Source organism: Sphingomonas folli (assembly GCF_019429525.1).
Classification (GTDB): Bacteria; Pseudomonadota; Alphaproteobacteria; order Sphingomonadales; family Sphingomonadaceae; genus Sphingomonas; species Sphingomonas folii.
Genome location: NZ_JAHXZL010000001.1, coordinates 92,297 through 115,300 on the forward strand (window position 1 = coordinate 92,297; position 23,004 = coordinate 115,300).

Consider the following 23,004-nt stretch of genomic DNA (forward strand, 5'->3'; position numbering starts at 1 on the left):
ATGAGTTGAGAGCTGCGCACCTTCGAGGAGAGGGAGCGATCAGCCGCCCTCGGTCGGCGCTCCCTCGCGCGGCCGCTCGCTCGAGCTGCCCGCACTCACCGGCGGCTCGCTCCAGCCGAGCCCCAGGCTCTTCTGCACCGTGATATAGCTGTCGGTCAGCTGCGCCTTGGCCTGCGCCACCGCGATCGCGGCGGAGAGGCGCTGACGCTCGACGTCGAGCTGATCGATCACGTTGCTCGTGCCTGCCGCGACGCGCTGGCCGTTGAGCGTCGCGGCGCGCGCGGCGGACTGTTCGGCGCGGAGCAGCTGCGCATATTGCAGCCGCGTGTTGCCGAAACGCGACAGGCTCGTCTCGGCGTCCTGCAACGCCTCGAGGACGCGCTGGCGATATTGCGCGGCGGCGAGGTCGCGCTGCGCCTCCGACTGGTCGATCGCGGCGCGGGTCCGGCCGAAGTCGAGGAAGGACCAGCTCAGCATCGGCGCCACCAGAGCGGTGAGCTTGTTGGGATCGACGACGTCGCCGATGTTGGTGCCACCCAGCCCGAAGATGCCGAGGAAGTTCAGCGAGGGGAACAGCTTGGCGGTGTTCACTCCGATCTGCGCGTTGCTCGCGGCGAGCGCGCGCTCGGCCGAGCGGATGTCGGGCCGGTGGGCGATCAGCGCCGCTGGATCGCCGATCGGCACCTCGGCCGGCGGCAGCGGCACCGGCACCGCGGTGGTCAGCGTCCGGTCGAGCGCGCCGGGGGTGCGGCCGGTCAGCACCGCGAGTTGGTCGAGATATTGCGCGACCTGCGCGCCGAGCGGGATGCGCTGCGCGTCGGTGCTCTCGAGCTGGTTCTGCAGCCGCTCGACCTGCAGCTGCGACGCCGCGCCCGCGGCGTAGCGCTGCTGGGTGAGCTCGAGCTGGCGCTGCTGGAGCCGGCTCGACTCGGCGTTGAGCCGGACGCGCTCCTGCACGTCGCGCAGAGCAACATAGGCCTGCGCCACCTGCGCGGACAGGCTCACCTGCGCGTCGGCGAGATCGGCGAAGCGCTCCTCCACCGTGGCGCGCGCGCCCTCCACGCCGCGGCGTCGCGCGCCGAAGAAGTCGGGTTCCCACGAGGCGGTGCCGCCGAGATTGTAGAAATCGACCGCGCTGCTGCCCGACCCGTCCGCAGCCTCGCCGCCGCTCTCCCCGCCGCCCAGCGCGGTGCCGGGTAGACGCGCGTGAACATAGGCCACGGTGGGGCTCACGCTGGGGAGCTGGTTGGCGCGCTGCGTCCGCAGCCGCGCGCCGGCCTCGCGGATGCGCGCCTGCGCGGCGTCGATCGTCGGGCTGTGCGCGAGCGCGTCGTCGACCAAGGCGGTGAGCGTCGCGTCGCCGAGCCCCTCCCACCAGCGCGCCACGCCCGGGACGGGGCGGAGTGCCGGGTCAGCGGCGCGGACGAAGCTGCCGCGCTGGACCGCGTCGGCCGCGGTCGCGGGCGGGCCGTGATAGTCGGGGCCGACGGTGCAGGCGCCGAGCAGCGCGAGCGGCAGCAGCGCGAGGGCGGGGAGGGGAAAGTGTCGCATCAATGTGTCGCCGCCGGAGGGGCGCCCTTGGGTAGCGGGCGGAGGAACAGCACCAGCGGCATTACCGCGAGCGTCCCCATGCCCATGATCCAGAAGATGTCATTATAGGTCATCACCAGCGCCTGACCCTGGATCTGCTGGCCGAGCGCGCGCAGCGCGGTCGAGCGGCCGCCCAGCGACTGCGCGGTGGCGTTGACGTAATCCTGCACCATCACCGAGTTGGCGTTGAGCGTCTCCTCGATGCGGCGGCTGTGGAACCAGCTGCGCTGGTCCTGAATCACCGAGATGCCGGCGAGCGCGAAGCTGCCGCCCAGGTTGCGCGCCGAGTTGAACAGCCCCGAGGCGTCGCCCGCCTCGATGGCGGGCACCGATCGCACCGCCGCCTGGCTGAGGAACAGCATCGCCAGTATCTGCCCGACGCCGCGCAGCAGCTGCGATTCGACGAAGTCGGCGCCGACCGCGTCGATCGTCAGGGTCGAGTCGAGCAGCGCCGACGTGCCCATGATCGCCAGCCCCATGCCCACCGCGATCCGCACGTCGACGTGGCGCAGCAGGATCGGCACGATCGCCATCATGAAGAAGCTGGGGATACCCGACAGCAGCACCACCTTGCCCGACTGGAGCGCGTTGTAGTCGGCGATCGCGGCCAGGAACTGCGGGATGGCGTAGGAGGTGCCGTACAGCACCACGCCCACCACCATGCCCATCAGCGCGACCGAGCCGAACTGGCGGTCGAGCAGCAGCCGCAGCTTGATGATCGGGCGCCGTGCCAGGAATTGTCCCGCCATCAGCAGCGCGAAGCCGAGCGCCGAGACCGCGGCCATGTAGCGGATCAGCTCGGACGAGAACCATTGCTCGCGCTGGCCCTCCTCGAGGAAGACGGTGAGCCCGCCGAGCCCGAGCGCGAGGCCCAAGATGCCGAGCCAGTCCGCCTCGCCGATCAGGTTGAGCTGCGCCTTCTCGTGCTTGAGCCCGACGAGCAGCAGCACCACCAGGATCGCGCAGATCGGCAGGTTGATGAAGAAGGCATAATGCCAGCTGATGTTCTCGGTCAGCCAGCCGCCCACGAGCGGGCCGAGCACGGGGCCGAGGATCGCGGTCATGCCGAAGGCGGAGATGCCGATCGGCTGCTGCTCGCGCGGCAGCCGCTGCGCGATGATGGTCTGCGCGGTCGGGATCATCGCGCCGCCGGTGAAGCCCTGGCCGATGCGACCGACGATCATCTGCGGCAGCGTGTCCGCGGTGCCGCACAGCACCGAGAAGATCGTGAACAGCACCGCCGCGATCAGCAGGAAGGTGCGCAGACCGAGCAGCCGGGTGAGCCAGGCCGACATCGGGATGATCACGATCTCGGCGACCAGATAGGAGGTGGCGACCCAGGCGCCCTCGGTGCCGCTCGCGCCGATCTCGCCCTGGATGGTCGGCAGCGCCGAGTTGACGATCGAGATGTCGAGCGTCGCCATGAACGCGCCGAGCGTGCCCGCCGCGACCGCCAGCCAGGCGGCGAGGTCGGCGCGCTGCGGCGCCGCCGGCGTGGGGGCGGGCGAGGCGCCGCGGCGCGGCGCGGCCGCGCTCGCCACCTCAGCGCTCCCGCTGGTTGAGCTGCTGCTGCCGGTCGCGCAGCCGATCGATCTCGTCCTTGGCGGAGATCGTGTCGACGGTCGCGGTCACCGACAGGCCGGGGACGAGCAGGCGGCGCACCTCGGGCGTGGCCTCCAGCTCGATCCGCACCGGCACACGCTGAGTGATCTTGGTGAAATTGCCCGTCGCGTTCTGCGGCGGCAGCAGCGAGAATTGCGCGCCGGTGCCCGGCGAGAAGCTGGCGACGCGGCCCTTCAGCGTGACGCCGTCGAGCGCGTCGACCTCGATCTCCACCGGCTGGCCCGGCCGCATCAGCGCCAGCTGAGTCTCCTTGAAGTTCGCGGTGACGTAGAGCTTGTCGAGCGGCACCAGCGACATCAGCCGCGTGCCCGTCTGCGCATATTGGCCGACCTGCACCGTCTTGTCGCCGACGCGCCCGTCGATCGCGGCGCGGATCAGCGTCGCGCCGACGTTCACGTTGGCGGAGGCGAGTTGCGCGCGTGCCGCCTGGGCCTGCGCCAACCCCTGGCGGATCTGCGTCTCATAAGAGGCGACGCGGCGGCGCTGCATCTCGACCGCCGCGGCCTGGGCGCGCGCCTGGTCGGACGACTGGCGCGCGGCGAGCTCGAGCGAGGCGAGCTGCTCGCGGCTCTCCGCGCCGGAGGCGGCGAGCGGGCGATAGCGCCTCACCTCGGCGGCGTCGTGCGCCGCCCGCGCCTGCGCGGCCGTGAGCTGCGCCTGCGCCTGGTCGATCGCGGCATATTGTTCCTGGACCTGCGCGCGTGCGCTGTCCGCCTGGGCGTTGGCGACCGCGATCTGCGCGTCGGCCTGCGCGGCCTGGGCGCGCGAGTCGCGCGGGTCGATGCGGACGAGCGGCTGGCCCGCGCGCACGTCCTGATTGTCGCGCACGAACACCTCGGCGACATAGCCCGCGACTCGCGGGGCCACGGTCACCATGTCGGCGCGCACCTGCGCGTCGTTGGTATCCTGCAGATATTTTCCGTGGCTCTCGTAGCGCAGGTACCAGATCGCGATCCCCGCCAGCGCGCCGAGCGCGAGCGCGATCAGGATCGTCTTGGCGCGACCGCTCAGCTTGCGCCTGGCGGGCGCCTGCCGGTTCTCGTTCTCGGTCTCGGCTTCCTCTCCAGGCGTGTCGTTCTCGTGCGCAGCCTGTTCAGCCATGTCGTCTCGTCCAGCAGCAGCAGGCCGCCCGCGGAGACGTTCCGCGAGCGGCCGGCGAGTCGTTGTAAGCGGACAATATGTCCGGTTGTTGTCGCTGGCAAGTGGATGTCGTCGCGGCGGGAGAAACCTCGCGAGTGCTCCAAGATCCTCCCCGCGGGGGGGTGGGCCAGCCGAAGGCTGGTGGAGGAGGGCTCCCCACGAGCGCTGCGCTACGTGGTGAACCCCCTCTACCACCGGCCTGCGGCCGGCGGTCCCCTCCCCGTGCCGGGGAGGATCTGAGAAGCCCCGAGACCCTAAGGCGTCATCCGGATCGGCGCGATGCGGCCGTCCGGCAGGTAGCGGATCCGCTCGATCGCCACCTGACGCTCACCGCGGTATGGCCCATCGCCGCTGACATGCTCCCAGCGATGGTAGGCGATCTTCCACCGGCCGTCGGCGGGGTCGCGGAAGAAGCTGTGATGCCCCGGGCCCTTGTAGCGCGAGTCACTGGCGAGCAGCCGCCCACGATAGGTCCAGGGACCGGTCACGCTCGGCGCGGTCTCGTAATGGACCGAATAGTCCCCGCGGTTCCAGCGGCCGTGGCTGTACGACAGATAATAGGTGCCGTCGCGCTGGTGCAGATACGCGCCCTCGGTGAAGTACGGCGGCTGCGCCACCGGCAGCTCGCGCGCGATCGAGACCCGGTCGGGCGCGAGCTCGAACAGGCGCAGCCGTGCGCCCGCGCTGCCGCCGGCGAGCAGATAGGTGCGGCCGTCGCGCGGGTCCGCGAACACCGCGGGATCGATCGCCTCGAAGCCCGCGCCGCCGGTGAGCAGCGGTCGCCCGGAGTCGACGAACGGCCCGTCGGGGCTGGCGGCGGTGGCGACGCCGATGCGGCTCGGCGTCGGGTCCTGCGGCCCGACCGAGTAATAGAGATAATAGCGCCCGTTGGTCGCCAGCATGTCGGGCGCCCAGAGGAAGTGACGCGGCGCCCCGTCGGCGACCCAGCCGATGTCGGCGAGCGCGATCAGCGGCGGCCCCGCGCGCCAGCGGCCGCGCTCCCGCACCCAGCCGCGCAGCGTGTCGCCCCCGGCGGTAGGGAAGAGCCGGACCGTGCCGCGCTCGACCAGCACCGCCGGGTCGGCGCCCGCGAACAGCGGGTTGCGCGCCGGCGTCGCGCAGCCGGCGAGCAGCGCGGCGGCGGACGCGATCAGCGCGCGACGCCTCACCGCGCCGCGCCGCCCGGCCCGCCATTGGCGTCCGTCGTCAGCCGCTTGATCAGCTCGACCTCCGCCGGGCGATAGGGCGTACCGTCGGCGCGCAGCACCTCGTGGAACCAGACGGTGGGTTCCTCATAGGTATAGGGCTTCTTCCAGCTGTCCCACGGCATGCGGGTCTGCGTCTTGCCGTCGACGAACCCCCAGTTGATCATCGCGACCTTCAGCTTGCGGCCGAGCGGCAGCGAGCCGTCGAAGGTGGAGCCGTTGCCGCGCGCCATATACTCGCTGCACAACACCGGCCGGCCGTAGCTCGCCATCTGGCGCGCGCGCTTCTCCCATTGCTCGGGCCAGTTATAGTCGTGGAAGCTCATCACGTCGGATTGCGCGACTTGGATCTTCTCGACCGCGTCGAGCGTGTCCTGCCGGTCCCAGGTCTCGCCGGTCCACAGCCCGCTGGTGAGCGGCTGGCTCGGGTCGGCGCTGCGTGCCCAGTCGAACACCTGGCCGAGCAGCCCGGCGACCAGCTCGGTCTTGCGCGGTGTCGGCTTGTAATTGCCGCCGCCCGCGTTGTTGGGCTCGTTCCACACGTCCCAGGCGACGACGCGCTTGTCGCGTGCGAAGGTGCCGACCACGTCCTTCACATAGCCCTCGAACTTGCCGTACTGGCTGGCGTCGGCGAGGCGCGCCGCGCCCGGCGCCTGCATCCAGCCGGAATTGTGCACGCCCGGGATCGGGGGGCGCTGCGGGCCGGCGACCGGGTCGGGGTCCCAGCAGCTGTCGAACAGCACGAACATGACGCGGACGTGGTGCCGCTCCGCGATGTCGAGGAACTGCGCCATGCGCCGCTTGAGCCCGGCCGCGTCCCCCTCCCACAGCATGTTATGGAGATAGACGCGCATCACGTTCATCCCCATCGCGTGCGCCCAGCCGAGCTCCTGGTCGATCTGCCGCGGGTTGAACGTGTCCGCCTGCCACATCTCGAACTGGTTGATCGCCGAGCGGTTGGTGTAATTGGCGCCGACCAGCCAGGGTTGCGCGTCGTACCAGCGGTTCGCCTCGTCCTTCGACCACATCGCGCGAGCGTTCGCGGGCAACGCACCCGCCAGCCCGGTCAGGGCACCCAGCGTGGCGGTGCCGGCGAGCAGCAGCTGGCGGATCATCTCGTCTCCTCTCGAATTTTCTTGTACGGGAGTAAGGCCTCGCACGGTCGTGCCGCAGTCTAGCCGCGTCGTCGCGGCGGGAGAAGCGGTATAATCATATCAAAGCCTTGCGGGTGGAGACGGCACGGAACGTGTCGGTTCGCGCCGATCCCAGACATGATTAATCTTCTCGATGGCGATCGCGGCGGCTAGGATCGTTCGTTGGGCCGATCGGGGCCCGGTGTCAGCTACGGGGCTCCGCCAGTGCAGCATGAACTCGGCCGCAATCTCACCTACGGCCTGCAGGAGGTGCTCGGGCGCGCGATCGTGGTGGGCGACTATGCCGATCGCCCCTTCCCCAACGAGGCCGACATCGTCAAGGCGCATGGTGTCAGCCGCTCGGTCACGCGCGAGGCCGTCAAGATGCTCGCCGCCAAGGGCCTGCTCGGCGCCCGCCCGAAGCAGGGCACGTTCGTGCGCCCGCAGGACGCGTGGAACCTGTTCGACCCCGACGTGCTGCGCTGGCTGCTCGAGCGCAAATTGTCGATCGAGCTGCTGCGCCAGTTCAACGAGCTGCGCATCGCGATGGAACCCGAGGGCGCGGCCCTGGCGGCGCAGCGCGCCACGCCCGAGCAGCAGGCCGCGATCAGCGCGGGGCTGGAGCGGATGCGCGCGGCCGAGCGCGGCGAGGACGACACGCTCGACGCCGACATCGCCTTCCACGTCGCGGTGCTGCGCGCCTCGAACAACCCTTTCTTCACGCGGCTTCGCGACATCGTCGAGACCGCGCTGCGCACCTCGATCCGTTTCACCAACCGGATCTCGGGCCGATCGGCGAGCATCGCCGAACATACCGCGGTCCGTGATGCCATCCTGGCCGGAGACGTCGAGGCGGCGCGCGCGGCGATGCGGGTCCTGATCGTCAACGTGCTGACGCTGATCGACCAGGTCGAGGCCAAGGAGTCCGAGACCGCCGCGGCGCGCTGAGCGGTGCGGCTCAGCCGGTCGTGAGCCGTGATAGATCATCGGGCGTGTTGACGTTGACGAGCGCGACGCCGGGGCAGACCGCGATCACGCCCGCGCCAGCCGCCCAGCGGCGGATCGAGCGGTCGCCGCCGCCGGCGAGATAAGCCGCGAGCGGCTCGGCGAGCGCGGTCGGCCAATAGCCGACGGTCGGTGCCTCGGCCGCGTGCGCCGCGCCGGACGCGCGGAGGGCAGTGACGAGCGAGTTCGGCAAGATGGGCGTGTCGCACGCGGTGGTGAGCACCGCGTCGAAGCCGTGCGCCGCGGCATGCGCCAGTGCGCCGGCGATGCCGCCGAGCGGACCCAGGCCAGGGCTCGGCCGATCGGGCACCACCGGCACCGGCGCCGCGTCGCGCCCGACCACCACCAGCCCGGCGACGTATGGCGCGAGGCTGGCCAGCGCGTGGTCGAGCAGCGCGGTGCCGTCGAGCGAAGCGAGCGCCTTGTCGCTCCCGAAGCGGCGCGACTGCCCGCCGGCGAGCACGGCACCGAGGATCATGGTCATGCCGCCCTTGTCGCGCGGCGCGGTGCCAGAGGAAAGTGTGTTCGATCCGTCAATCATGGCGACAGTTCCGGCGCGCTGTCGTCAAGTAACGTACTGTCATCGAACCGATCGTCACAAGTTGAGCGCGAGCGACTGGCCCGTTATGGCGAGATCGCCGCGCTCCGCAGTGGCTTAGCTTAAGGACGATCGTTAGGCGCGATGCGGGATCAACGGTGGGGTCGCGCATTTTGTCGAGGAACAGCTCGTGGCAGGCGATCGCGGCATGGTCGCGACAGACGTTCGTCGACCGCGAGCTGTTCCTTCGCACCGACGGACGGGTCCGTTTCATCCGCGTCACGCGGCGGAGCCAGCTGCGTGCGGTCACCGCCGGCGCACTCGTGCTGCTGGTATGGGGTGGGGGAACGCTCACCGCGGTGGTGTGGAGCCTGCGCGCGCCGACGCCACCGCAGCGCCGCGCGCAGGAGCGAGTCGCGGTCGCCGCTCCCCCGGCGACCACCATGCCCGCGTCGCGCCCGGTGCCGCCCGCCGCCGCGCCGCACGACTCGGCGGCCGTTCGCGAGCTACTGCGGCGCCAGCGGCTGATCGAGCAGCTCGTCGCCTCGAAGCTGGGGCAGCCGGTGGCGCATACCGCGCTCGACCGGCCGGTCAGGGCGGGGGAAGACACGCTCGGCGCGCTCGACGCGGCGCAGCAGGCGTTCGCGCGCGGGCTCGGCGAAGCCTTCGACGCCGACCGTGAGAAGCGGACGGCGGCGCTTCACCGGCTCGGGCTCGACGCCGAGCGCCTCGCCGCGCAGGGGCGGCGCGCCGAAGGGGGGCCGCTGATCCCCTGGCCCGACGATGGCACGTCGGTGCCGGCGGCGCTGGAGACACTCGCCGCCGCGGTGGTGCACTGGGCCGCGGTCGGGCAGGGCGCCACCGCGGTGCCCTCGGGGCGGCCGACACGCGACTCGAGCCAGACCAGCAGCTTCGGCGTGCGCGCCGATCCGTTCAACGGCCGCCCGACCTTCCACGCCGGACTCGATTTTCGCGGCAGCTACGGCGAGCCGATCTACGCCGCCGCGGCGGGGCGGGTGAGCTTCGTCGGCGAGCGCGCCGGCTATGGCCGGCTCGTCGAGATCGACCACGGCAACGGCATCGCCTCGCGCTACGGCCATCTCTCCGGCGCCGACGTCACCCTGGGCCAGCAGGTCACGCGCGGCCAGCGGATCGCGCGCATGGGATCGACCGGCCGCTCGACCGGAACCCACGTCCACTTCGAGGTGCGGCTCCACGGCAATGCGGTGAACCCCCAGCCGTTCCTCGCCTTCGGCGACACGAAAGGAAGATGAAGATGTCGATGTTCGGCAGCCGGCACTCGCCGCCGCCCCCGCCGCCGCCCACGCGCGCCGCCGCGCTGGTGCCGCCCGCGCCGGCCACGGGGGCGCGGCACACGCCCTTCTCGCTGATCGGCGGCGACGTGGTGGTCACCGGCAATCTGAGCGCGACGGTCGACATCCACATCGACGGTCGGATCGACGGTGACCTGACATGCGCCAGCCTGGTGCAGGGCGCGGAGAGCGTGATCTGCGGCAACATCGTCGCCAAGGCGGCGCGGATCGCCGGTCAGGTCGAGGGCAGCATCACCGCCGACAATCTGGTGATCGAGCGCAGCGCGCGCATCTTCGGGGACTGCCGCTACGGCACGCTGGCGGTGGAGAATGGCGCGCAGGTGGAGGGGCGCTTCTCCGCGCAGAGCACGATCGTGGTGCCGCCCGAGCTCGCCGCGCCCGAGGAGGATTATGTCGACGAGATCGAGGGGGAGGAGCGCTACGTCGACTGAACGACGGGGCGTCGGCGCGAGCGGATCGAGCGCGTAACCGCCGCGCCGCCGCTACCCGCCGCGCCGCGACTACGCGCCGAACACGCGCGCGAAGATCGTGTCGACGTGCTTGAGGTGATAGGCCAGATCGAACTTGTCGTCGATCTCGGCCGGCGACAGCGCCGCGGTCACCTCGGGATCGCCCTTGAGCAGCTCCTGGAGCGAGAGCGCGCCGTCCGACTCCCACACCTTCATCGCGTTGCGCTGGACCAGCCGATAGGCGTCCTCGCGGCTCACGCCCGCCTGGGTCAGCGCGAGCAGCACGCGCTGCGAGTGGACCAGCCCGCCCATGCGATCGAGATTCTTCTGCATGCGCTCGGGGTAGACGAGCAGCTTGTCGATCACTCCCGTCAGCCGCGCCAGCGCGAAATCGAGCGTGATCGTCGCGTCGGGTCCGATGTAACGCTCCACCGACGAGTGCGAGATGTCGCGCTCGTGCCACAGCGCCACATTCTCCAGCGCCGGGGTGACATAGCCGCGCACCATGCGCGCGAGGCCGGTGAGATTCTCGGTGAGGACGGGATTGCGCTTGTGCGGCATCGCCGAGGAGCCCTTCTGCCCGGGCGAGAAATACTCCTCCGCCTCCAGCACCTCGGTGCGCTGCAGGTGGCGCACCTCGGTGGCGACCCGCTCGATCGACCCCGCGATCACGCCCAAGGTGGCGAAGAACATGGCGTGCCGGTCGCGCGGGATCACCTGGGTCGACACCGGCTCCACCGCGAGACCGAGCGCGGCGGCGACATGCTCCTCTACGCGCGGGTCGACATTGGCGAAGGTGCCGACCGCGCCCGAGATCGCGCAGGTGGCGATGTCGGCGCGCGCGGCGCGCAGCCGCGTGCGGCAGCGATCGAACTCGGCATAGGCCTGCGCCAGCTTGAGCCCGAACGTGACCGGCTCGGCGTGGATGCCGTGGCTGCGCCCGATCGTCGGCGTCAGCCTGTGCTCGCGCGCGCGGCGCTCGATCACCGCCAGCAGCCGGTCGAGATCGGCGAGCAGCAGGTCCGCGGCGCGCGCCAGTTGCACCGCCAGCGTGGTGTCGAGCACGTCGGACGAGGTCATGCCCTGGTGCATGAAGCGCGCCTCATCGCCGACCTGCTCCGCCACCCAGGTGAGGAAGGCGATCACGTCGTGCTTGGTCACCGCCTCGATCGCGTCGATCGCGGCGACGTCGATCGCGGGCTCGGTCGCCCACCACGCCCACAAAGCGTCGGCGGCGCTCTGCGGCACCACGCCGAGCTCGGCGAGCTTCTCGGTGGCGTGCGCCTCGATCTCGAACCAGGTCGCGTAGCGCGCCTCGGGCGTCCAGATCGCGGTCATCTCGGGGCGGGAATAGCGGGGGATCATGCGCGCGGTCCTGGAGCGAGGCGGGAGGATGCGCGGGCGGGTAGCAGCGCGCGGCGCGGGGGGCAAATGGCGGGGCGCGCGCTCAGATCAGCCCCTTGGCGCGCAGGCTCAGTTGGCCCGAGCCCGCGACGATGACGTGATCGTGGATCACGATGCCGAGCGGTCGCGCCGCAGCCACGATCGCGCGCGTGATGTCGATGTCGGCGCGGCTCGGCGACGGGTCGCCTGAGGGATGGTTGTGGACCAGGATCAGCGCCGCGGCACCGGTGTCGAGCGCGCGCCTGATCACCTCGCGCACGTGCACCGCGGCCTGGTCGATCGTCCCGTGCGCCATCACCTCGTCGCGGACGATCATGTTGCGCGTGTTGAGATGCAGCACGCGGAACCGTTCGATCGTGTCGTGCGCCATATCGGCATGGAGATAGTCCGCCAGCGCCTGCCAATTCGACAGGATCGGCGCCGCGTTGGCGCGCTCGCGCAGCAGTCGGATCGCGGTGGCACGCGCGACACGCAGCGCGGCGATGCTCACCTCGCCGAGCCCCGGCACGCGCGCCAGCACCGCCGGGTCGGCGTCCATCAGCGCGTTGAGGCTGCCGAAGCGGCGCAGCAGCTCCTTGGCGAGCGGCTTGGTGTCGACCCGCCTGAGCGAGAGGCCGAGCAGATACTCGACCAGCTCATAGTCGTGCAGTCCCTCGGGATCGAGGAGAAGCCGCTCGCGCAGCCGCCCGCGATGCCCCAGGACGTCGCTCGCGGCGGTCTCCTCGTCGACCATCGCGGGTCGCCTAGGCGAGCGCGCGGTCGCGCGCAATTGCGCACGGCGGTCGCGACGGCCTATGCTGGCGATCGAATGACGCGCGACGGAGATCCGAGGTGACCAGCGCGCGACGTCGCGCCCTGATCGCGGTCTCCGGCCTGGCGCTCGCCGGCGGCGCGACGCTGTGGCTGTCGCGCGTGCCGATCGCGACCCACGTGATCGACCGCGAGCTGGCGCGCCGCGACGTGCCGGCGCGCTACGCCATCGCCGACCTGGGTTTCGGCCGCCAGCGGCTGACCGGCGTGGTGATCGGCGATCCGCGCGCCCCCGACCTCGTCGCCGACTGGGTCGAGACCGAGACCGACCTCGGCCTGTCCGGCCCCAGATTGATCGGGGTGCGCGCGGGGCATGTCCGCCTGTCGCCGCGGCTGGCGAACGGCAAGCTCTCGCTCGGCGCGATCGACCGGCTGCTGCCGGCGGGCGCGGGGGGCGGCTTCGCGCTGCCCGCGATCGACCTGGACCTCGCCGACGCGCGGGTCGCACTGGCGACGCCCCAGGGCGACGTCGCGCTCCGGTTGAGCGGGCGCGGGCGGCTCGACGACGGGTTCAGCGGCCGCCTGCTCGCCGCCGCGCCGCGGCTCGACGCGGGCGGGTGCGCGCTGCGCGCGCTCGACGCGCGCGTGGACGTCCGCGTGGTGGAGAGAGCGCCGCGGCTCGCCGGCCCGGTCCGCGCGGCCGCGCTCGACTGCGCGGGCGCCCGGCTGGTCGCGCCCGCGGTCACGCTCGACGCCACGCTCTCGCCCTCGCTCGACCGGTGGCGCGTCAGCGCGCGGCTGGGCGCGAAGGGAGCGACCGCGCCGGCCGGCCGTCTCGATGGCCTCGGCGGGACGATCACCTTCGCCGGCGACGCGCGGCGCAGCGGCGGCACCGTGGCGCTCACCGCGGCGCGCGTGCGTGCGGTCGCGGCGAGCGGCGGCCCGAGCCGCTTCACCGGCACGTGGCGGCTGGCGGACCGCGGCGCGACCGTCGCGGGACGGCTCGAGGCCGACGCGGTGGCGCTGGCGCCGGGGGAGCGCGCGCGCCTACGCCTCCTGCGCGACTCGACCGCGGGCACACCGTTGGCGCCGCTCGGCGCCGCGCTCGCGCGCGACCTGGACGCCGCGGCGCGACGGATGCGCCTCACCGCGGAGCTGGCGCTGGCGAGCGGCGCGCCGACGCTGCTGACGATCGATCGCGCCGAGATCGCCGCGGCGACCGGCGCGCGCGCGGCGCTCGACCGCGGCGGCATCGTGCTGGGCCATCCCGCCGGGCCGCGGCTCGCCGGGCGGCTGACACTCGGCGGCGGCGGACTGCCCGCGACCGAGCTGCGGCTGACGCAGGCGGCGCCCGGCGGGGCGATCGGCGGCACCGCGACGATCGCGCGCTACGCCCGCGGCGGCGCCGCGCTGGAGCTCACCCCACTGACCTTCTCGACCGCGGGCGGCAGCGTCCGGCTCAGCGCCGATGCGACGCTCACGGGGCCGCTCCCGGACGGGCGGGTCGAGCGGCTCAGCCTGCCGCTCGACGCGCGCCTCGGCCTCGGCGGCACGCTGACGCTCGCGCCCGGCTGCGCGCCGCTGCGCTTCGACCGCCTGCTCGTGTCCGGCCTCGCGCTCGGCCGCACCGCGCTGACGCTCTGCCCGCTCGACGGCGCGCTGGTCCGCGTGGCGGACGGCCGGGTGAGCGGCGGCGCGCGCGTCGCCGACGTGGCGCTGCGCGGCACGCTGGGGGGCACGCCGCTGCGGCTCACCGCCGCCGAGGCGCTGCTGCGGCTCGCGGACCGTCGCGTCACGCTCGGCGACGTCGCCGCGCGGATCGGCATGCCGGATCGCGTGACTCGGATCGACGCCGCGCGCGTCGACGGCATCCTGAGCGCCACCGGCGCGGCGGGCCATTTCGCCGGCGCGGGCGGGGCGATCGCCAACGTGCCGCTGGCGATGAGCGCCGCGGCGGGGACGTGGCGCGTTCACGGCGGCGCGCTGGCGCTCGACGGCGCGCTCACCGTGGCGGACCAGGCCGCGCCCGCGCGCTTCGAGCCGCTCGCCGCGCGCGCCGTCGCGCTGACGCTGCGCGACGGCGCCATCGCCGCGACGGGCACGCTCCACGAGCCGAGCACCGGCACCAAGGTCGCCGACGTGGCGATCGCGCATCGGCTCGCCGCGGGCACGGGCACCGCGCATCTTACGGTGCCGGGCATCACGTTCGGGGACACGCTCCAGCCCGACAAGCTCACCCGCCTCACCTTCGGTGTCATCGCCGACGTGCGCGGCACGGTGAGCGGCGCCGGCGACATCGCCTGGAGCCCCGACGGCGTCACCAGCACCGGCCGCTTCGCCACCCCGGGCACCGACCTGGCCGCCGCGTTCGGGCCGGTCGAGGGGATCGCGGGGACGATCGCCTTCACCGACCTGCTCGCGCTGGAGAGCGCCCCCGACCAGGTCGCCACGGTCCGCTCGATCAACCCGGGCGTGCCGGTGACCGACGGCCGGATCATCTACCAGACGCTGCCGAACACGCGCGTCCGCGTGGCCGAGGGGCGCTGGCCGTTCGCGGGCGGGACGCTGACGCTGGAGCCGACGCTGCTCGACTTCGGCAACCCGCAGGAGCGCCGGCTGACCTTCCGCGTCGACGGCATGGACGCGGGCAAGTTCCTCCAGCAGTTCGACTTCAAGAACCTGAGCGCGACCGGCACCTTCGATGGCGTGCTGCCGATGCTGTTCGACGAGAGCGGCGGCCGGATCGCGGAGGGGCGCCTGGTCGCACGCGCGGGCGGCGGCAGCATCGCCTATCTCGGCGAGCTGACCGAGAAAGACCTCGGCTTCTGGGGCAATCTCGCCTTCCAGTCGCTGCGCTCGCTGATCTATCGCGACCTGGCGCTGGAGATGAACGGGCCATTGGCGGGCGAGATGGTCACCGGCGTGCGCTTCGCGGGCATCCGCCAGGGGCAGGGGGCGAAGAGCAACTTCCTGCTGCGCCGGCTGACGCGGCTGCCGATCCAGTTCAACATCACCGTGCGCGCGCCGTTCCGCGGGCTGATCGACTCGGCCGCCAGCTTCTACGACCCGCAGCGGTTGGTGAAGCGCAACCTCCAGGCGCTCATCGAGGAGCAGAACCGCCGTGCCGGCACCGTTCAGCCGCCGGCAAGCGCGCCCGTGGCACCAACCAGGAAGGATTGACGAACCCGATGCGCCTCCCGATCTTGACCATGATGACGACGGCCATGCTGGCGGCGGCGAGTGCGGGGTGCGTGAACATCTCCGCGCCCGACAAGCCGATCCAGATCAACCTCAACATCAACGTGACGCAGGAAGTGGTGTATCGCCTCGACAACGAGGCCAAGACGCTGATCCAGCAGAACCCGGGGATTTTCTGAAGGTGACCATGATGAAGGCCTATCTGATGCTCGCCGGTGCGGTGACGCTCGCCGGCCTCTCCACCGCGGCGCTGGCGCAGCGCGACCCTGCCTATGCCGCGGCGCGTGCCGCCGGGCAGGTCGGCGAACAGCCCGACGGCTATCTCGGCGTCGTCGGCGGCGGCAGCGCAGAGCTGCGCGCGCTGGTCAGCAACATCAACATTCAGCGGAAGTCGGCGTATACCCAGAAGGCGCAGGCCAGCGGCGCGACGGTGGAGCAGCTCGCCTTCACCAGCGGCTGCAACCTGATCGCGCAGACCCAGCCGGGGGAGAAGTACAAGGCGCCCGACGGCAGCTGGCAGACCCGCGGTGGTGGCGCGCCGCAGCGCGACCCGCGCTGCGTCTAGGGCAGCGTTCGACGGGGACGACGCGCAACCTCCGTTAACCCCGCGTCCACACAGGTTGACACCCCCCGACCCCCCGGCTAACCGGACGGCGCCTTGGCGGGGCTGCTCGCCGCTCGCGCGCACTCTCTCCTGGTCAACGAACTTCAGGGCGAGGGTGGCGGCGTGGCGGAGAACGGCCCCGGACAGGATTTCCACGACGCGGCGGACCCGCGCCTGACTTCGCTCGACGATCGGTTGAGGCAGGCGCGCCGGGACGAGGCGGTTCGCACGGGGGCTGTGCGCGACGGGGGTGGTGCGGGCTACGCGCTCGGCAACCGCGTGCTCGCCGCCCTTATCGGAAGTCTCGTCGGCTCGGCGCTGATCGGCTGGCTCCTCGACCGCTGGTTCGGCACGACGCCCTGGGTACTGATCGTGATGCTGTTCCTCGGGATCGGCGTCGCCTTCAGGCAGATCATTCGGTTGACGACCAAGCGTCCGGACGAACCGGGCGCTTGATCTATGTTATAGGCGCAGGGACCAGCACGTGGCGGCAGAAGGCGGCAAGATCGATCCGATGCACCAGTTCCTGATCGAGCCCGTGCTCGGTCAGCGCTGGATCGTGGGCGGCTACGATGTGTCCTTCACCAATTCCGCGCTGTGGATGGTGATCACGCTCGTCGCGCTGTGGCTGTTCATGCTCGGCGGGATGAAGCGCGAGCTCGTGCCCGGCCGCTGGCAGGCCGCGGTCGAGGGCTTCACCGGCTTCGTCCAGAACATGCTGACGTCGAACGTCGGGCCCGAGGGCAAGCGCTTCGTGCCCTATGTCTTCTCGCTGTTCATGTTCATCCTCTTCGCCAACATCCTCGGGCTGCTGCCGGTCGGCATCGTGCCCGGTTGGCACCCCTTCACCGTCACCAGCCACCTCACCGTCACCGGCGTGCTGGCGATCATCAGCTTCTCGATCGTGCTGATCGTCGGCTTCGGCCGCCACGGCTTCCACTTCTTCAGCCTGTTCGTGCCGCACGGTACCCCGCTGCCGATGGTGCCGCTGATCTTCGTCGTCGAGCTGATGAGCTTCCTGGTGCGCCCCTTCTCGCTGGGGCTGCGGCTGTTCGTCGCGATGACCGCGGGGCACATCCTGCTCAAGGTGCTCGCCGCCTTCGTGATCAACGGCCTGAACCTGGGGATCGGCTATGCCGCGATCGTCAGCGTGCCGAGCTTCCTGCTGATGCTGGGCATCACGCTGCTGGAGCTGCTGGTGGCGGCGATCCAGGCCTATGTCTTCGCGCTACTGACCAGCGTCTATCTCAACGACGCGGTCAACCTGCACTGAGTTTTCCACACCAACCTTTGTTTTCTGAACGGGAGTTACTGACATGGACGCAAACGCCGCCAAGCTGCTCGGCGCCGGTCTCGCCGCGATCGGCATGGGCATCGCCGCGCTGGGCGTGGGCAACGTGTTCGCCGCCTTCCTCGAGGGCGCGCTGCGCAACCCGGGGGCCGCCGACGGCCAGCAGGGCCGCCTCTTCATCGGCTTCGCGGGCGCCGAGCTGCTCGGCCTGCTCGCCTTCGTGACGATGATCATCCTGGTGTTCGTCGCGTAACCTCACGCCGATGGACCAGCCCCGCCCGATCATGGGGCGGGGCGCAAGGATAGCGGATCACCATGCCTCAAATCAGTCAGATCGCCGCCACCTACGCCTCGCAGATCTTCTGGCTGCTCATCACCTTCGGTCTCCTGTACTTCGGGATCGGCAAGCTGATGGTGCCCAGGGTGCAGGGCGTGATGGACCTGCGTGAATCGAAGATCGCGCAGGACCTCGCGAGCGCGGAGACCGCGCGCGTCGCGGCGGACACGACCGAGGCGGCGTGGAACGCCGACATGGACGCCGCGCGCGCCGCGGCGCAGGCCGAAGTGGCCGCCGCCAAGGCGCGCGCCGCGGCCGCGGCCGAGGCGCAGCTCCGCCACGCCGACGCCGACCTGGCCGAGCGCGTCGCGCACCACGACGTCGCGGTGGCGAACGCCAAGGCGGCGGCGATGGTCAACGTCCAGACGATCGCGACCGAGGCCGCGCAGGAGCTGGTGCAGCGCCTCGCCGGCGTCGCCGTCCCCACCGAGGCCGCCAACGAGGCGGTGCGCAGGCAGCTGAACCATGGCTAACGCCCCCGCCCAACCGATCCAGGGTCCCGCCTCCGAGGGGCTGGCACCGCACGATCTCGCCAACGGCAGCGGCTATGCCGCTTCCACGGAGCACGGCGGCGCGGGCGACCATGTCGCGCCCACCGCGCTGGGCTTCAACGACACCGGCTGGGTCGGCATCGCCGCGCTGGTGGTGCTGATCGGCATGGTGATCGTCCGCGTGCCGAGGACGATCGCGGCGATGCTCGACAAGCGCATCGGCGAGATCCGCCACCAACTCGACGAGGCCGCGGCGCTGCGCCGTGAGGCCGAGGCGCTGCGCGACGAATATGCCGCCCGCGCGCGCTCCGCCGAGGCCGACGCGGCCAAGATGCGCGAGAACGCGCACCACGAGGCCGCGGAGATCGTCGCCAAGGCCAAGGCCGACACCGAGCAGCTGATGGAGCGCCGCGCGCGCATGGCGGAGGACAAGATCGCCGCCGCCGAGCGCGCCGCGATCGCCGAGGTCCGTGCGCGCACCGCCGAGGCCGCCGCCGCCGCCGCCGCGGCGCTGATCGCCGAGCGCCACGACGCGGCGAGCGACCGCGCGCTGGTCGACCGCGCGATCGTGGGGGTGGGCCGCCTCAACTGAGGCCGGTCTCCTGGGATCACCTGTCTCCGCCGTAGCGGTGCGCCTTCGTTCCGGCGCTCGCCCGAGCACGATCACGTTCGAGTGCGGCGATCGTGTCGGGGTGCACGGCCGATCGCCAGGCGCGACCTCTGCCCCACTCACGGGCGTGATCCTGAATTCGTTCCCAGATTAGTCTCCCGCGAATGCTGCATTTCCTCGGCGCGCCGCACCGTGGATCCTGAACCGAGTCCAGCGTGACGGGAGGCGGGGTACGCATCATCGATGGCGTCGGACCACGCTTGGGTGCATCACTCCGCCCCGCCTGCTCACGACCATCCTTTCTCCACCTACCCCTTCGATCCGAGGTGACCTGATGTCGCGCCCGTTCGCCGTCGCCCTGCTGCTCGCGTCCGGCCTCGCCGCGCCGCTCCCGGCGCTCGCCCAATCTGGCACCGCCGCCGCTCCCGGCGATCCCGCCGAGGATACCAAGCTGAGAGCGCTGTTCGCCGCCAGCGACGAGGACTCGCTGAAGCGCAACCCCGTCAACGCCTTGTTCCGCGGCGACCTGCGCTACGCCGACCGGCTCGGCGACCCGTTCTCCGACTCCTACATCGCCGCCGAGCGCGCCGCCGCGCGGCGCGACCTCGCGGCGCTCGCCACGATCGACCGCGCCAAGCTCACCCGCACCGACCAGATCGCCTATGACGTGTTCCAGCAGCAGAGCTCGGTCACCCTGCGCGGGCTCGCACCCGACCTCGTCGCGCTCAACATCGTCCGGCCGCTCGACCATTTCTACGGGCTGCAGACCTTCTACCCCGAGCTCGCCTCCGGGCAGGGCGCGGCGCCGTTCAACACCGTCGCCGACTATGACAACAACCTGAAGCGCAACGCGCGCTACGCCGAGCTGCTCGACCAGGCGATCGCGCGCTTCCGCGAGGGCATGCGCGCCCGCGTCGTCCAGCCCAAGCTGGTGGTGCGCAACATGATCGCGCAGTTCGACCACCTGCTCGAGGGCGGCGCGGAGAGCTCGCCTCTCTACGGCCCGGTCAAGACCTTCCCGGCGGCGATCCCCGCGGCGGATCAGGCGCGGCTCCGCGCCGCCTACACGCGCCAGATCACCGAGGTGGTCAACCCGGCGCAGCGGCGCATGCGCGACTTCCTCGAGAAGGAGTATCTGCCGGTCGCGCGCGACAGCGTCGGCCTCTCGGCGATGCCGGGTGGTGACAGGCTGTATGCCTATCTGATCGAGTCGAACACGACGCTGCCGCTCTCCGCGGGGAAGGTCCACGAGCTGGGCCTGAGCGAGGTGGCGCGGATCACGCGCGAGATGGAGGCGCAGAAGGCCAAGGTCGGCTTCGCCGGCCCGCTCGCCGACTTCTTCACCGCGCTGCGCGAGGACAAGCGCTTCCAGCCCTCGTCCAAGGAGCAGTTGCGGCTCGGCTATGAGGCGATCGGGCGGCGCGTCGACTCGCGCGTGCGCGAGCAGTTCTCGCTGATCCCGAGAACGGCGCTCGAGATACGCCCCGTGCCCGCGTTCAAGGAGAAGACCGACGCGGGCGGCTCCTACCAGTCGGGCACGCCCGACGGGTCGCGGCCGGGCGTGTTCTACTACAACACCTATGATCTCCCGGTCCGCTACATGTGGGAGATGGAGACCTTGTACCTGCACGAGGCGGTGCCGGGGCATCACTTCCAGATCAGCCTGGCGCAGGAGAATGAGTCGCTCCCCGCCTTCATGCGCTTCGGCGGCAACACCGCCTATGTCGAGGGCTGGGCGCTCTACGCCGAGACGCTGTGGCCCGAGCTGGGGATGGAGACCGACCCGTACCAGCGGATGGGCGGGCTCAACGACGAGATGCTGCGCGCGATGCGGCTGGTGGTCGATACCGGCATCCACGCCAAGGGGTGGACGCGCGACCAGGCGATCGAATACATGCTCTCGCACTCGCCGATGGCGCGTACCGACGCGACCGCCGAGGTGGAGCGCTATATCGCGATCCCGGGCCAGGCGCTGGCCTATAAGATCGGCCAGCTGACGATCTCGCGGCTCAAGGCCGACGCGCAAGCGAGGCTGGGCGATCGGTTCGACGCGCGCGCCTTCCACGCCCAGGTGCTCGACACCGGCGCGCTGCCGATGCCGGTGCTGGAGGCGAAGATCGGCGCATGGGTGAGGGACGGGGGCAAGTAGGGAGCCGCTCGCTACGTCCTTTCTCTTCTCCTCCCACCGTCATCCTGAACTCGTTTCAGGATCCACCGTCCCGCAAGCACCTCCGTACTGAGGGCGCGGTAAGGTGGATCCTGAGACAAGCTAAGGATGACGCCGGTGGGCGGGCGACAGTCGCGCAGCCCACCCCCGTTGTCCCACGCCGCGCTAGAGCCTAGATCGCCCGCGATGAACGGCAGTTACGGCCCCCCAGACCGCTTCAACGAAGAGCAGGCCACCTTCACCATCCGCGGCTCTGACGCCCCCGACCTCAAGGCGGGCGAGGCGGCGATCCGCAACGTGCTCAAGACGCTGCCGCTCAAGCCCGGCGTCTACCGCATGCACGACGCCAAGGGCGACGTGCTCTACGTCGGCAAGGCGCGCGCGCTGAAGAACCGCGTCGCCAATTACGTCCAGGTCGAGCGCCTGCCCAAGCGGCTCCAGCGGATGGTGTCGCAGACGCGATCGATGACGATCGTCACCACCAACAACGAGGCCGAGGCACTGCTGCTCGAGGCGCAGCTGATCAAGCGCTACCGGCCCGCGTACAACGTCCTGCTTCGCGACGACAAGAGCTTCCCCTTCATCCTGCTGCGCGCCGACCACGACTTCCCGCGCATCCAGAAGCACCGCGGCGCGCGCCGCGCCAAGGGCGATTACTACGGCCCCTTCGCCAGCGCGGGCAGCGTCAACAACACGCTGAACGCGCTCCAGAAGCTGTTCCTGCTGCGGAGCTGCACCGACGGCTTCTTCAAGACGCGCGACCGGCCATGCCTCTTGTACCAGATCAAGCGCTGCTCGGCGCCGTGCGTCGGCCGGATCGACCCCACGGGCTATGCCGATCTCGTCGGCGACGCCAAGAAGTTCCTCGCCGGCAAGGCGACCGACGTCCAGGCCAAGCTCGGCGCGCAGATGCAGGCGGCGGCCGAGAACATGGACTTCGAGCTGGCCGCGGTGCTGCGCGACCGGCTCAAGGCGCTCACCTTCATTCAGGGCACGCAGTTCATCAACGCGGAGGGCGTGGGCGACGCCGACATCTTCGCGCTCGCCAGCCACGAGGGCTTGATCGGGATCGAGGCCTTCTTCATCCGCGGCGGCCAGAACTGGGGCCACCGCAGCTTCTTCCCCGCGCACACCGCCGATGTGCCCGAGGACGAGGTGCTGACCCAGTTCATGATGCAATTCTACGAGGAGGTGCCGCCCGCGCGCACCATCCTGATCGACCGCGCGCTGCCCGAGGCCGAGCTGCTCACCCAGGCGCTGTGCGAGCAGGCCGGGCGCAAGGTGGAACTGGCCGTGCCGCAGCGCGGCGTGCGCAAACGCCTGCTCGACCAGGCCAGTCGCAACGCCAAGGAGGCGCTGGAGCGCCGCCTCGCCGAGAGCACTACCCAGGCGCGACTCCATCGCGAGCTGGCCGAGCTGTTCGAGCTGGGCGACTCGCCCGACCGGATCGAGGTCTATGACAACAGCCACATCCAGGGCACCAACGCGCTCGGCGCGATGGTGGTCGCGGGGCCCGAGGGCTTCCGCAAAGGGCAGTATCGCAAGTTCAACATCAAGCAGGCCGCGACCGACGACGACTATGCGATGATGCGCGAGGTGCTCCAGCGCCGCTTCGCGCGCGCGCTGGAGGAGGACCCCGACCGCGACGGCGAGGCCTGGCCCGACCTGGTGCTGCTCGATGGTGGGCGCGGGCAGCTCAACGCCGCCAAGGCGGTGCTGGAGGATCTCGGGATCGAGGACGTGTGTCTGGTGGGCGTCGCCAAGGGGCCGCATCACGGCCGCGAGGGACGCGAGGTGTTCCACCTGATGGACGGGCGCGAGCTGACGCTGCCGGTCAACTCGCCGCTGCTCTTCTATCTCCAGCGGCTGCGCGACGAGGTCCACCGCTTCGCCATCGGCGCGCACCGCGCCAAGCGCGCCAAGGCGATCGGCGCGAGCCCGCTCGACGAGGTGCCGGGCATCGGCCCGGCGCGCAAGAAGGCGCTGCTGATGCACTTCGGCACCGGCCGCGCGGTGCGCAACGCCAGCCTGGAGGATCTGCGCAAGGCGCCGGGCGTGAGTGCCGCGGTGGCGCAGCAGGTCTACGACTTCTACCACGCGCGCTGAGGGCTGGGCGCGGCGGGCGCGCCGCCCTA

General features: G+C 71.3%; 21 protein-coding genes. 13 read left to right on the forward strand and 8 right to left on the reverse strand.

Going from position 1 to position 23,004, the window contains the following annotated elements:
• Window positions 1-39: 39 nt before the first annotated feature.
• The 5 genes from KZ813_RS00430 to KZ813_RS00450 all read right to left on the reverse strand — a co-directional run bounded on the left by KZ813_RS00430 (window position 40) and on the right by KZ813_RS00450 (window position 6,673).
• On the reverse strand, window positions 40-1,551 hold the full coding sequence (locus tag KZ813_RS00430; protein ID WP_219753030.1) for an efflux transporter outer membrane subunit: 1,512 nt from the start codon (window positions 1,549-1,551) through the stop codon (window positions 40-42).
• Window positions 1,551-3,131: an MDR family MFS transporter gene (locus KZ813_RS00435; RefSeq protein WP_219753031.1), complete on the reverse strand. Its 1,581-nt coding sequence runs from the start codon at window positions 3,129-3,131 to the stop codon at window positions 1,551-1,553. Before KZ813_RS00435 ends, KZ813_RS00430 begins: the two co-directional genes overlap by 1 nt.
• A gap of 1 nt (window position 3,132) precedes the next feature.
• Window positions 3,133-4,314, reverse strand: a complete 1,182-nt coding sequence (locus KZ813_RS00440) for an HlyD family secretion protein (RefSeq protein ID WP_219753032.1) — start codon at window positions 4,312-4,314, stop codon at window positions 3,133-3,135.
• Between the two features lie 293 nt (window positions 4,315-4,607).
• Entirely contained in the window at window positions 4,608-5,522 is a 915-nt protein-coding gene (locus KZ813_RS00445; protein ID WP_219753033.1) for a family 43 glycosylhydrolase, read from the reverse strand.
• Window positions 5,519-6,673, reverse strand: coding sequence for an endo-1,4-beta-xylanase (locus tag KZ813_RS00450; protein ID WP_219753034.1), 1,155 nt, complete (start codon window positions 6,671-6,673; stop codon window positions 5,519-5,521). Before KZ813_RS00450 ends, KZ813_RS00445 begins: the two co-directional genes overlap by 4 nt.
• A gap of 243 nt (window positions 6,674-6,916) precedes the next feature.
• Between KZ813_RS00450 and KZ813_RS00455 the strand changes: the two genes are divergently transcribed.
• Window positions 6,917-7,639 (forward strand): FadR/GntR family transcriptional regulator, encoded by a 723-nt coding sequence (locus tag KZ813_RS00455; RefSeq protein ID WP_308461745.1) that lies wholly within the window; start codon window positions 6,917-6,919, stop codon window positions 7,637-7,639.
• Between the two features lie 10 nt (window positions 7,640-7,649).
• Here the strand turns inward: KZ813_RS00455 and mobA are convergent, their stop codons facing one another.
• Window positions 7,650-8,180, reverse strand: a complete 531-nt coding sequence (mobA, locus tag KZ813_RS00460) for a molybdenum cofactor guanylyltransferase (RefSeq protein WP_219753036.1) — start codon at window positions 8,178-8,180, stop codon at window positions 7,650-7,652.
• Window positions 8,181-8,407: 227 nt separating this feature from the next.
• Here mobA and KZ813_RS00465 point away from each other — a divergent pair, with 227 nt between their 5' ends.
• Window positions 8,408-9,508 carry a M23 family metallopeptidase gene (locus tag KZ813_RS00465; RefSeq protein ID WP_219753037.1) on the forward strand — a complete coding sequence of 367 codons (1,101 nt, stop codon included), beginning with the start codon at window positions 8,408-8,410 and terminating at the stop codon, window positions 9,506-9,508.
• Window positions 9,505-9,999 (forward strand): bactofilin family protein, encoded by a 495-nt coding sequence (locus KZ813_RS00470; RefSeq protein WP_258046287.1) that lies wholly within the window; start codon window positions 9,505-9,507, stop codon window positions 9,997-9,999. The genes KZ813_RS00465 and KZ813_RS00470 overlap by 4 nt, the downstream gene beginning before the upstream one ends.
• Before the next feature lie 69 nt (window positions 10,000-10,068).
• On the opposite strand, the gene purB is transcribed toward KZ813_RS00470, so the two are convergent.
• Both purB and radC read right to left on the reverse strand, forming a co-directional pair.
• Entirely contained in the window at window positions 10,069-11,382 is a 1,314-nt protein-coding gene (gene purB, locus KZ813_RS00475) for an adenylosuccinate lyase (RefSeq protein ID WP_219753038.1), read from the reverse strand.
• A gap of 82 nt (window positions 11,383-11,464) precedes the next feature.
• Window positions 11,465-12,154 carry a RadC family protein gene (gene radC / locus KZ813_RS00480; protein WP_219753039.1) on the reverse strand — a complete coding sequence of 230 codons (690 nt, stop codon included), beginning with the start codon at window positions 12,152-12,154 and terminating at the stop codon, window positions 11,465-11,467.
• A gap of 98 nt (window positions 12,155-12,252) precedes the next feature.
• On the opposite strand from radC, the gene KZ813_RS00485 reads away from it, so the two are divergent.
• From KZ813_RS00485 to uvrC, 10 genes are all read left to right on the forward strand, one after another.
• Entirely contained in the window at window positions 12,253-15,351 is a 3,099-nt protein-coding gene (locus tag KZ813_RS00485) for an intermembrane phospholipid transport protein YdbH family protein (protein WP_308461746.1), read from the forward strand.
• A gap of 32 nt (window positions 15,352-15,383) precedes the next feature.
• Window positions 15,384-15,548: a YnbE family lipoprotein gene (locus tag KZ813_RS00490; protein WP_258046288.1), complete on the forward strand. Its 165-nt coding sequence runs from the start codon at window positions 15,384-15,386 to the stop codon at window positions 15,546-15,548.
• A gap of 11 nt (window positions 15,549-15,559) precedes the next feature.
• Window positions 15,560-15,934 carry a YdbL family probable chaperone protein gene (locus KZ813_RS00495; protein WP_219753371.1) on the forward strand — a complete coding sequence of 125 codons (375 nt, stop codon included), beginning with the start codon at window positions 15,560-15,562 and terminating at the stop codon, window positions 15,932-15,934.
• A 162-nt stretch (window positions 15,935-16,096) separates the two neighbouring features.
• Window positions 16,097-16,429, forward strand: coding sequence for an AtpZ/AtpI family protein (locus KZ813_RS00500; protein ID WP_219753372.1), 333 nt, complete (start codon window positions 16,097-16,099; stop codon window positions 16,427-16,429).
• A gap of 28 nt (window positions 16,430-16,457) precedes the next feature.
• The gene (locus KZ813_RS00505; protein WP_219753040.1) at window positions 16,458-17,246 is read left to right on the forward strand and encodes a F0F1 ATP synthase subunit A; all 789 of its coding nucleotides are present in this window, start codon (window positions 16,458-16,460) and stop codon (window positions 17,244-17,246) included.
• A gap of 43 nt (window positions 17,247-17,289) precedes the next feature.
• Window positions 17,290-17,517: a F0F1 ATP synthase subunit C gene (locus KZ813_RS00510; protein ID WP_019515901.1), complete on the forward strand. Its 228-nt coding sequence runs from the start codon at window positions 17,290-17,292 to the stop codon at window positions 17,515-17,517.
• Window positions 17,518-17,579: 62 nt separating this feature from the next.
• Complete coding sequence (locus tag KZ813_RS00515) at window positions 17,580-18,074, forward strand: F0F1 ATP synthase subunit B family protein (protein WP_219753041.1); 495 nt, start codon at window positions 17,580-17,582, stop codon at window positions 18,072-18,074.
• Window positions 18,067-18,684 (forward strand): F0F1 ATP synthase subunit B, encoded by a 618-nt coding sequence (locus KZ813_RS00520; protein ID WP_219753042.1) that lies wholly within the window; start codon window positions 18,067-18,069, stop codon window positions 18,682-18,684. Before KZ813_RS00515 ends, KZ813_RS00520 begins: the two co-directional genes overlap by 8 nt.
• Window positions 18,685-19,036: 352 nt before the next feature.
• Window positions 19,037-20,851 carry a DUF885 domain-containing protein gene (locus KZ813_RS00525; RefSeq protein WP_219753043.1) on the forward strand — a complete coding sequence of 605 codons (1,815 nt, stop codon included), beginning with the start codon at window positions 19,037-19,039 and terminating at the stop codon, window positions 20,849-20,851.
• 204 nt (window positions 20,852-21,055) lie between these two features.
• Window positions 21,056-22,975 (forward strand): excinuclease ABC subunit UvrC, encoded by a 1,920-nt coding sequence (uvrC, locus tag KZ813_RS00530; RefSeq protein ID WP_219753044.1) that lies wholly within the window; start codon window positions 21,056-21,058, stop codon window positions 22,973-22,975.
• Window positions 22,976-23,004 lie beyond the last annotated feature (29 nt).